This is a genomic window from Mesorhizobium sp. (assembly GCF_004962925.1).
GTDB lineage: Bacteria > Pseudomonadota > Alphaproteobacteria > Rhizobiales > Rhizobiaceae > Mesorhizobium.
This window is the reverse complement of the sequence record NZ_SUEO01000237.1, coordinates 1-9,601: the sequence shown is the minus strand read 5'-3', so window position 1 is coordinate 9,601 and position 9,601 is coordinate 1. Positions and strand designations below refer to the sequence as shown.

Sequence of the window (9,601 nt, the reverse complement as noted above, 5' to 3'; positions counted from 1 at the left end):
GTGCGCCATGAAAACGGCGATGAAGACTGCGGCTAGCAGCGCGACCCAGCGATTCATCCAGCAGTCACCTCGTTGCGACGTTTGGCAAGCTCGCGCAGCACCGGCAGCAGCGCCAGCGGCAAGTCCTCGGCGATCAGCCCTGGTCCGAAACGGCTGCCGGCCTCGGCATGAATCCAGACCGCCGCGCAGGCGGCTTCGAAAGCCGGCATGCCTTGCCCCAGGAAACCGGCGATGATGCCCGACAGCACGTCGCCCGAACCGGCGGTCGCCAGCCACGGCGCGCCATTGCCGTTGATCGCTGCTCTGTCATCGGGCGCTGCGATCACCGTGTCCGCGCCCTTGTAGACGACGATGGCGCCGGCGCGCTCGGCGGCAGTGCGCGCCTTGGCCAGTTTGGACAGGTTCTTGTCTCCGGCGATGTCCGGAAACAGCCTGGCGAATTCGCCCTCATGCGGCGTCAGCACCAGCGCCGGCGCGTTCGAACGATGGGCGGCTTCGAACAAAGCGTTCGGCGTATCGCGAAACGAAGTGATGCCATCGGCATCGAGCACCAGCCCGTCGACCCTGCCGTCTGGCCGCTGCCCGGTGGCCAGCACGCCGAGGGCAAAATCACGTGTTTTTTCGCCAACGCCAAATCCGGGTCCGAGGACGAAGGCCGACGGCCGGCGGCTGCCGATGAATTCCAGTACGTCCGCAACGCTGTCACTCTTGTGCAGCATGATCGAGGTCAGATGCGCGGCATTTACCTGCAGCGCGTTCGTTGGCGACAGCACGGTCACCGCCCCTGCCCCGCTTCTGGCCGCGGCAAGCGCCGACAGCCGTGCGGCACCCGTCGCCGATGGCCCGCCGGAAAAGACGCCGACATGGCCGCGCCGGTATTTATGAGCATCGACGGCTGGAACCGGGAAATCCCCGATCCAAAGCGGCGGGGTGTTCTCGAATGTCCGCGGTTCAAGCTGCGCAATGATCCCGTCGCCGATGCCGATGTCGGCAAGCACCAGCTCACCGCACATCTCGCGCCCAGGCAACAGCAGATGGCCGGGCTTTTTTCGCGCAAACGTCACCGTGACCCGGGCACGGAATGCCTGGCCGAGACTCTGGCCGCTCTCGCCTGACACGCCTGAGGGCAGATCGACCGCGACGATTGGCAGGTTGAGTTCTGTCGCGACCTCGACCGCCCTGGCGGCATCGCCGGACAGCGGCTTGGACAGCCCTGCCCCATAGAGCGCGTCGACAACGATCGAATCTGCTTCGGCAACAAACACCGACAGCGGCCTCGGTTCGACCGGGCATTCCAGGGCAGCGAGCGCTGCATCGCTGCCAGTCCTAGGTGAGCCGGATGCCCACACGGTTACGTCGACGCCGCTGTCATGCAGCAAGCTGGCCACGACGTAGCCGTCGCCGCCATTGTTGCCGGGACCGCACAGGACGTGGACCCGTCTGGCAGCTGGAAAATGGGCGAGCACCACCGCAGAGACCGCGGCACCTGCATTGCGCATCAGGCCAATGCCGTCGAATGGGCCGGTGGCGATCGCCAGCCGATCGGCCTCGGTCATCTCGGCCGGAGACAAAAGTTCGCTGTTCATGGATTGCCGATACGCATTGGCTGAAGCCCGATCCTTGTGTTCAAACCCCGGTCCTTGTGTTCAAAGATCGTCCAGTTTTCGGTTCGAAGCAAACGGGTGCCGAGATGGCGTAATCTGTAAGCACATCGTTGGGGACAATGGCGTCGCCGAAACACAATTGCCTGCAAAGTGCGCTATATGCTCAATTATTGTGCGGACGGGAGCACTGACAATGTGTAGGTTCCCAGTATCCATGACGCATCCAACGCAGCGAATGACGCGAAATCACATCCTGACGCGGCATGGCATCGAAATCGCGTGATACCGCTTCGAATCCCCTCAAATTGGCACAGTTCGTGCTTGAAGGAGGCGCAAGCGGGGCTCACAACCCGTCTTTTTTGGCAGTGGAGGCCACTTTTTACATGAAAAAGATCGAAGCGATCATCAAGCCGTTCAAGCTAGACGAAGTGAAGGAAGCGCTTCAGGAGGCCGGGCTGCAAGGCATCACCGTTACGGAGGCCAAGGGTTTTGGCCGTCAGAAGGGCCATACCGAACTCTATCGCGGCGCCGAATATGTTGTCGATTTTCTGCCCAAGGTGAAAATCGAGGTCGTGCTCGGCGACGACGCAGTCGAAGGCGCGATCGAAGCCATCCGAAAGGCCGCCCAGACCGGCCGCATCGGCGACGGCAAGATCTTCGTCTCCAACATCGAGGAAGTCGTGCGCATCCGCACCGGCGAAACAGGGATGGACGCGGTCTGAGGTTTCTGATTTCAGATCATCTCCTCGAAACGTCATCAGACAGGGAAACATGACATGACGACAGCCAAAGACATCATGAAGCAGATCAAGGACAACGACGTGAAATTCGTTGACCTGCGCTTCACAGATCCGAAGGGCAAGCTGCAGCACGTGACGATGGATGTCGTTGAGGTCGAGGAAGACATGTTTGCCGACGGCGTCATGTTCGACGGATCCTCCATCGCTGGCTGGAAGGCGATCAACGAGTCCGACATGGTTCTGATGCCCGATACCGAGACGGTGCATATGGACCCGTTCTTCGCACAGTCGACCATGGTCATCCTGTGCGACATCCTCGATCCGATCTCTGGAGAGTCCTACAACCGCGACCCGCGCGGCACCGCCAAGAAGGCCGAAGCCTACATGAAGGCCGAAGGCATCGGCGATCAGATATTCGTCGGCCCGGAAGCCGAGTTCTTCGTCTTCGACGACGTCAAGTACAAGGCCGACCCGTACAACACCGGTTTCAAGCTCGACTCCACCGAATTGCCGTCCAACGACGACACCGACTATGAGACGGGCAATCTCGGTCACCGTCCGCGCATCAAGGGCGGCTATTTCCCGGTGCCGCCGATCGATTCGGCGCAGGACATGCGCTCGGAGATGCTGACCGTGCTCGCCGAGATGGGCGTGCGCGTCGAGAAGCATCACCACGAAGTCGCCGCTGCCCAGCACGAACTCGGCATCAAGTTCGACACGCTGGTCCGCAACGCCGACAAGATGCTGATCTACAAGTATGTCGTACACCAGGTCGCCAATGCCTACGGCAAGACGGCCACCTTCATGCCGAAGCCGGTCTTCGGCGACAACGGCTCGGGCATGCACGTCCACCAGTCGATCTGGAAGGGCGGCAAGCCGACCTTCGCCGGCAATGAATATGCCGGCCTCTCGGAGAGCTGCCTGTTTTACATCGGCGGCATCATCAAGCACGCCAAGGCGATCAACGCCTTCACCAACCCGCTTACCAACTCCTACAAGCGTCTGGTGCCGGGCTATGAAGCGCCGGTGCTGCTCGCCTATTCGGCCCGCAATCGCTCTGCCTCCTGCCGCATTCCATTCGGCTCGTCGCCGAAGGCCAAGCGCGTCGAGGTCCGCTTCCCCGATCCGGGCGCGAACCCCTACCTCGCCTTTGCCGCCATGCTGATGGCCGGCCTCGACGGCATCAAGAACAAGATCCATCCCGGTCAGCCGATGGACAAGGATCTCTACGACCTGCCGCCGAAGGAACTGAAGAAGATTCCGACCGTCTGCGGCTCGCTGCGCGAAGCCTTGCAGAGCCTCGACAAGGACCGCGGCTTCCTGAAGGCCGGCGGCGTGTTCGACGACGACCAGATCGACAGCTACATCGAGCTCAAGATGGCCGAAGTGATGCGCTTCGAAATGACCCCGCATCCGGTCGAGTACGACATGTATTATTCGGTCTGATCGGATCGGCTAAGGGACAAACAAAAACCCCCGCCGGAGCGATCCGGCGGGGGTTTTTGTTTGCGCTGTCATCCCCGGCAAGGGCCGGCATGACAAGCAGTGGTCACGGCGCAGACGGAAGGCGTCCACGCCATGACGAATGCTCAGGCCGCGGCCTTCTTCTCGGCCGTGCTCACGCTGGCGATCGTCTTCAGTATCTGGGAAGCGATCTGGTAGGGGTCGCCCTGCGAGTTCGGGCGGCGATCCTCGAGATAACCCTTGTAGCCATTGTTGATGAAGGAATGCGGCACGCGGATCGAGGCGCCGCGGTCGGCGATGCCATAGCTGAACCTGTTCCATGGCGCGGTCTCATGCTTGCCGGTCAAACGCTTGTCGTTGTCCGGGCCATAGACGGCGATGTGATCCATAAGGTTTTTGTCGAAGGCTGCCATCAGCGCCTCGAAATAGGCCTTGCCACCGACTTCGCGCATATGGGCGGTCGAGAAATTGGCGTGCATGCCGGAGCCATTCCAGTCGGTGTCGCCGAGCGGCTTGCAGTGATATTCGATGTCGATGCCGTATTTCTCGGTGAGGCGTTGCATCAGGTAGCGGGCCATCCACATCTGGTCGGCGGCCTTCTTGGAGCCCTTGCCGAAAATCTGGAATTCCCACTGGCCTTTAGCGACCTCGGCGTTGATGCCTTCATGGTTGATGCCAGCGGCAAGGCAGAGGTCGAGATGCTCCTCGACGATCTGCCTGGCGACGCTGCCGACATTGCTGTAGCCGACGCCGGTGTAGTACGGGCCTTGCGGCGCAGGGTAGCCGCTCTCGGGGAAGCCGAGCGGGCGACCATCCTTGTAGAAGAAATACTCCTGCTCGAAGCCAAACCAGGCGCCCTCGTCATCGAGGATGGTGGCGCGCTTGTTGGATGCATGCGGCGTCACGCCGTCCGGCATCATCACTTCGCACATGACGAGCACGCCATTGGTGCGCGCGGGATCCGGATAGATGGCGACCGGCTTCAGCACGCAGTCGGACGAGTGGCCCTCAGCCTGCATGGTCGAAGAACCGTCGAAGCCCCACAGCGGAAGCTGGTCGAGCGTCGGGAACTCGGCATATTCCTTGATCTGCGTCTTTCCGCGAAGGTTGGGAACCGGAGTGTATCCATCGAGCCAAATGTACTCGAGCTTGTATTTCGTCATTCTAGCCTCTCGTTGCTTTGATCACCGAACCTTGGACGGCGCCGGCGTGCCAGCCACCCTGCAGCCGACCTGCCGGATTATTAAAAAGCAATTCGTGTGCCATTTTCACCGGCAAAGGATGCGACAAAACTGACGCCGCATCCCGACAAATTCGTTGCGTCGTCATCGCTATGCGTCCGGATCAATCACAAGCATGTTTTGTATAAATAATTGGCAGTTACTGATCTTTTTATAATCATATTGCCTAACTGGATTGCAGAACCTATCTTCGGGAAAGATTGAATCGGCAAGGCTCTGCAGAAGAAAGGAGACCGACAATGGAAATCACCCCTACCCGTCAGTCGGCCAAAATTCTGATGTTCCCGGTGGCAGCGCGCGCTTCTGCCTCAAATTTAAGCGGAAAGGCTAAGTTCGCGGCAGAACTTGCTTCATTGCGCAACCGTACGGATTTCGGAAGCGGCTGGTATCACGAAGCGGCCATCGAGGAAGAGAAACAGGAGCGGAAGAGCTAAAAGCCCTTCCTTCCGCCTCGCTTCCGACGAATTGAAAAGCCCGGCGCGATCACTCGCGCCGGGCTTTTCATTTTTGCTGTCAGGCCAGGATCAGGTCTTGGCGTGCAAGTTCGTTCCCAACGTATCCTTGACGAAGATCATGCCGATGATCAGCGACATCGCCGCGATCACCACCGGATACCAGAGGCCGTAATAAATATCGCCCTTGTAGGCGCTGAGCGCGAACACCGTTGCTGGCAGCAGGCCCCCGAACCAGCCATTGCCAATGTGATAGGGCAACGACATGCCGGTATAGCGGATGCGTGTCGGGAACATCTCGACCAGGATCGCGGCGATCGGTCCGTAGACCATGGTCACGTAAAGGACCAGGATGAACAGGATGCCGATGACCTTTGCCCAGCTGACCTGTTCAGGGTCGGCAAACATCGCAAAGGCGCCCGCTCCCGGGACGTTGTAGACGGTGATCTCGGGCGCTCCCGCCGCGGCCTCATCGGCCGTCAGCAGCTTGTCCTTGATCGCCTGGTCGGCCACAACCGTCGTCTTGTCGCCGGCGCGGATGGCGGCGGCGTCGAGCTTCAGTTCCGGATTGGCCGCGACGAAGGCGTCAAGCTTCTGGTCGGCGACCTTGGCCGCAGCACGCTTCAGCGGATAGCCACTGTCCTGCAACGCAATGTTGATTGCCTTCTTGAAGGCGGCATCGCTTGAAGTTGCCTTGTCTGCGGCTGCCACGGCATCATACGACACCACGGTTTCGGTGCCGATCTTGACACTAGCCGCGGTCCCCGCTGCCGCCGTCGTGACAATGTCGTATGGCACGGAGCTCTTGGCAAGGAAGTCCGTCGCGATATCGCACGATGTGAGAGGCTTGCGCGTTCCGGTTGGATTGAACTGGAACTTGCAGTCGCCAGGCGCAGCGGTAATCGTGGCACGGGTGTTTTGCTGCGCAGTGGCGAGCGCCGGGTTGGCTGCCCAGGTCAGCGCCTTGAACAGCGGGAAGGTGGTGACGATCGCCAGCGCCAGGCCCGCCATGATGATCGGCTTGCGGCCAATCTTGTCGGAGAGCCAGCCGAACACGACGAAGAAGATCGTGCCGAGCGCCAGCGCGATGGCGATCATGATGTTGACCGACTGGCCGTCGACCTTGAGCACGTTCTGCAGGAAGAACAGCGCGTAGAATTGCCCATTGTACCAAACCACGGCCTGGCCGGCAGTAAGGCCGAGAAGCGCCAAAATGGCGATCTTGGCATTTTTCCACTGCCCGAACGCTTCGGTCAGTGGCGCCTTGGAGCCCTTACCTTCGTCCTTCATCCGCTGGAATGTCGGCGATTCGGCAAGCGACAGGCGTATCCAGACCGAAATGCCCAGCAAGACCGCAGAGACCAGGAACGGTATGCGCCAGCCCCAGGCCGCGAAGTCTTCCTTGCTCAGCGAATTCTGCACGATCAGGATGACGATCAGCGACAGAAACAGGCCGAGCGTGGCTGTCGTCTGGATCCACGACGTGTAGAAGCCACGACGATCGTCGGGTGCGTGCTCGGCGACGTAGGTCGCAGCACCGCCATACTCGCCACCGAGCGCCAGGCCTTGCAGCATGCGCAGCGCAACCAGGATGATCGGCGCCGCGATGCCCCAACTGGCCGCGCCAGGAAGTATGCCGACCAGGAAGGTCGACAGACCCATGATCAGGATGGTGACGAGGAAGGTGTATTTACGGCCGACGAGATCGCCGATGCGGCCAAACACCAGCGCCCCGAATGGGCGCACGAGGAAGCCCGCGGCGAAGGCCAGCAGCGTGAAGATGTTGCGCGTTGTTTCGGGATACTGAGTGAAGAACGTAGAGCCGATCGCGGCCGCCAAAGTGCCGTAGAGATAAAAATCATACCATTCGAAAACGGTGCCGAGCGAGGAAGCGAAGATGACTTTCTTCTCTTCCCGCGTCATACCGCGACTTGCCCTGCCGGCGGTCGCTGCCATTACCATGAATTCGTCCTCCCGTGATATCTCGCTGTGCTTGATGCGGCGCGGTGTCGTGCCTCTGGACACGAACTCGGGCAGCTATCGCCGCGAGAAATGACAGAAAGCGCTGCCCAGAGGCAGCCCGCCTTTGGGATTATGACTTTGGTTCAATGCGGGCGGCGATGGCGGTCAGGCCTTGAGCGCCTCGATAAGGCCGACGGCGGCCATCATGTCGCGCTTGCGGGCCGCGCGGCGGGCGACAGCTTCCGCGTCATGGCCCCAATGCTCGGCCTGCCAATCCTCGTCGACATGGCCGGCAGTCCAGGCCGCGTCGCCGTCGATCTCGCCGAAATCGACGGCCAGCGCCAGCAGAGCCGATCCCGTTAGCGACGTCACGACATGGATGGCCGCTAGCCGTAACGGATCGGCACGCTGGGCAAGATGAACACCGAGCACCGCGATACTCTCGCGCGGCTGCTCGACATGGATCACCCCTTCAGCGAGGTGAAAACGGGCGCCGAGCGCGCTCCGCGCCCAATCGATGATGGGATCCCAATGTTCGTTCTGCCGGTCGATCAGCCCCTGTGGAGCCTCGGCGCGATAGCAGAGCAGATCGGACGAGGCAAAGCGCAGGATGTCCTCCAGCACCGCCTGCGGGTCGCTGGCGACGCCGTCGATGGCCGTATTGACCAGACGCATGACCGGCATCGTCACCGGGTCGATGGTCTCACCTTGTGCGGCGAACTCGTCGGCGACCAGAGCGGCCGCTTTTTCGGTCGGCAGCACCAGCGGCGCCTTGCCCGGCGTGCGGACCGGCTTGCCATCGAGATGAACCGCAAAACCATTCTCGGCTGGTGCGACCGAAACGACTTTGTAGAAGCGTTTCGGCAGGTGCGTCTTCATCTGAATCTGCGCACGCCGCACCGGGTCCGGATCGGAAAGCTGCTTTCCCGCTTCGAGGTCGTTGAGAATATCGCGCATGCCGGAGCCTTTCATCCGGGGATCTGTTTTCGGGCTGGCCGGTTCACTATGATCAGGCCGGCTGCGATGAGGCCGAGTGCCAGGAAAATACGGACGGTCAGCGGCTCGTTCAAGAAGATGGCGCCGCACAGAACGCCAAACACCGGCGACAGGAAGGTGAAGCTCGACAGGCCCGATGCCGGATAGCGCCTGAGCAGCCAGAACCACAGCACATAGGTGAACGCAACGATGTAGACCGCCTGGAAAAGCAGAGCCAAGGTCGGCAAGGCGGCGAAGTCGCGGACGGGCGACCCGGCGAAAGGCAGCACCAAGGCGCCGACCACGGCAGCGCCGGCCAGTTGGTAGAGCAGCAATTTCTCGGCGCTCGTTTCCGCCAATTTCGTCCGCTTGATGACGATGTAGGTCAAGGCCCAGAGAATGCCGGCGCCGAGACTGAGCAGGTCACCGGTCAATGTCGCACCATTATCGGCGCTCAACTGGTCGGAGAACACCGCGACCAATCCGGCGAAAGCGAGCAGAAGGCCGACGAGGCGGCGCACTGTGATGCGTTCGCCCAGCAGGAAATGCCCGCCGACCAGCACCCAGAACGGCATGGTATTGACCAGCAAGGTGTTGCGCGCGACGGTCGTCTGTTCGAGCCCGACATAGAGAAACAGGAATTCGAGACCAAAAAGCGCGCCTGCCAGAATGCCGGCGACAAGCGTTCCGTCGCGCATGAAAAGCACAATGCCTCGCCAGCGGCACCAGACGAGAACGCACACGCCGCCAATGACCGACCGTGCGATCGACAGGAAAACGGGATCGTAGCCGGCATAGGAGATCTTGGCGGCGACGTAATTGAGCCCCCAGGAAAAGGTCAGGCCGACCATGATTGCGGCGGCCGCCATGTCGACCGTGTCGCGGCGGTCGAGCGTGTCGGTGGCGATACCCACGGGCCTAGTCCTCCGCGCTCGCGTCGTCGAAGCCGATCAGGTTCCAGCTCTGGCGCATATGCGGCGGCATCGGTGCGGTGACGTCGATAAAACCCTTGTCGGGATGCGGGATAACGATGCGGCGCGCGTGCAGATGCAAGCGGTTCTGCATGCCGCCGGGAAAATCCCAATTGGTGTCGGCCTCGAAATATTTCGGGTCGCCGATGATCGGGCAGCCGATGTGAGCCGCATGGACGCGAAGCTGGTGAG

Annotated in this window: 8 protein-coding genes and 1 pseudogene; 3 read left to right on the top strand and 6 right to left on the bottom strand. The window is 61.1% G+C overall.

Going from position 1 to position 9,601, the window contains the following annotated elements:
- Positions 1-53: 53 nt before the first annotated feature.
- Positions 54-1,586, bottom strand: a complete 1,533-nt coding sequence (locus tag E5W87_RS30480) for an NAD(P)H-hydrate dehydratase (protein ID WP_292406135.1) — start codon at positions 1,584-1,586, stop codon at positions 54-56.
- 401 nt (positions 1,587-1,987) lie between these two features.
- Between E5W87_RS30480 and E5W87_RS30475 the strand changes: the two genes are divergently transcribed.
- Together E5W87_RS30475 and glnA are read left to right on the top strand one after the other, a co-directional pair.
- On the top strand, positions 1,988-2,326 hold the full coding sequence (locus tag E5W87_RS30475) for a P-II family nitrogen regulator (RefSeq protein ID WP_006205430.1): 339 nt from the start codon (positions 1,988-1,990) through the stop codon (positions 2,324-2,326).
- 54 nt (positions 2,327-2,380) lie between these two features.
- Entirely contained in the window at positions 2,381-3,790 is a 1,410-nt protein-coding gene (gene glnA, locus E5W87_RS30470; protein WP_292406131.1) for a type I glutamate--ammonia ligase, read from the top strand.
- 143 nt (positions 3,791-3,933) lie between these two features.
- On the opposite strand, the gene E5W87_RS30465 is transcribed toward glnA, so the two are convergent.
- The gene (locus tag E5W87_RS30465; RefSeq protein WP_095488579.1) at positions 3,934-4,971 is read right to left on the bottom strand and encodes a glutamine synthetase beta-grasp domain-containing protein; all 1,038 of its coding nucleotides are present in this window, start codon (positions 4,969-4,971) and stop codon (positions 3,934-3,936) included.
- Positions 4,972-5,288: 317 nt separating this feature from the next.
- Here E5W87_RS30465 and E5W87_RS30460 point away from each other — a divergent pair, with 317 nt between their 5' ends.
- Positions 5,289-5,483 (top strand): DUF2735 domain-containing protein, encoded by a 195-nt coding sequence (locus E5W87_RS30460; RefSeq protein WP_202362970.1) that lies wholly within the window; start codon positions 5,289-5,291, stop codon positions 5,481-5,483.
- A gap of 90 nt (positions 5,484-5,573) precedes the next feature.
- On the opposite strand, the gene E5W87_RS30455 is transcribed toward E5W87_RS30460, so the two are convergent.
- From E5W87_RS30455 to E5W87_RS30440, 4 genes and pseudogenes are all read right to left on the bottom strand, one after another.
- Entirely contained in the window at positions 5,574-7,463 is a 1,890-nt protein-coding gene (locus E5W87_RS30455; RefSeq protein ID WP_292406128.1) for an MFS transporter, read from the bottom strand.
- Positions 7,464-7,628: 165 nt separating this feature from the next.
- Positions 7,629-8,420, bottom strand: a complete 792-nt coding sequence (locus E5W87_RS30450) for an ATP12 family chaperone protein (protein WP_292406125.1) — start codon at positions 8,418-8,420, stop codon at positions 7,629-7,631.
- Positions 8,421-8,431: 11 nt separating this feature from the next.
- The gene (locus E5W87_RS30445; RefSeq protein WP_292406137.1) at positions 8,432-9,307 is read right to left on the bottom strand and encodes a DMT family transporter; all 876 of its coding nucleotides are present in this window, start codon (positions 9,305-9,307) and stop codon (positions 8,432-8,434) included.
- 49 nt (positions 9,308-9,356) lie between these two features.
- Positions 9,357-9,601 (bottom strand): annotated as a pseudogene (locus E5W87_RS30440) (RluA family pseudouridine synthase); the annotation flags it as partial.

Coding starts and splice junctions, on each gene's coding strand:
- E5W87_RS30475 (WP_006205430.1), top strand. CDS start 1,988: ATGAAAAAGATCGAAGCGATCATCAAGCCGTTCAAGCTAGACGAAGTG.
- E5W87_RS30465 (WP_095488579.1), bottom strand. CDS start 4,971: ATGACGAAATACAAGCTCGAGTACATTTGGCTCGATGGATACACTCCG.
- E5W87_RS30455 (WP_292406128.1), bottom strand. CDS start 7,463: ATGGTAATGGCAGCGACCGCCGGCAGGGCAAGTCGCGGTATGACGCGG.
- E5W87_RS30460 (WP_202362970.1), top strand. CDS start 5,289: ATGGAAATCACCCCTACCCGTCAGTCGGCCAAAATTCTGATGTTCCCG.
- E5W87_RS30450 (WP_292406125.1), bottom strand. CDS start 8,420: ATGCGCGATATTCTCAACGACCTCGAAGCGGGAAAGCAGCTTTCCGAT.
- glnA (WP_292406131.1), top strand. CDS start 2,381: ATGACGACAGCCAAAGACATCATGAAGCAGATCAAGGACAACGACGTG.
- E5W87_RS30445 (WP_292406137.1), bottom strand. CDS start 9,307: ATGGCGGCCGCCGCAATCATGGTCGGCCTGACCTTTTCCTGGGGGCTC.
- E5W87_RS30480 (WP_292406135.1), bottom strand. CDS start 1,586: ATGAACAGCGAACTTTTGTCTCCGGCCGAGATGACCGAGGCCGATCGG.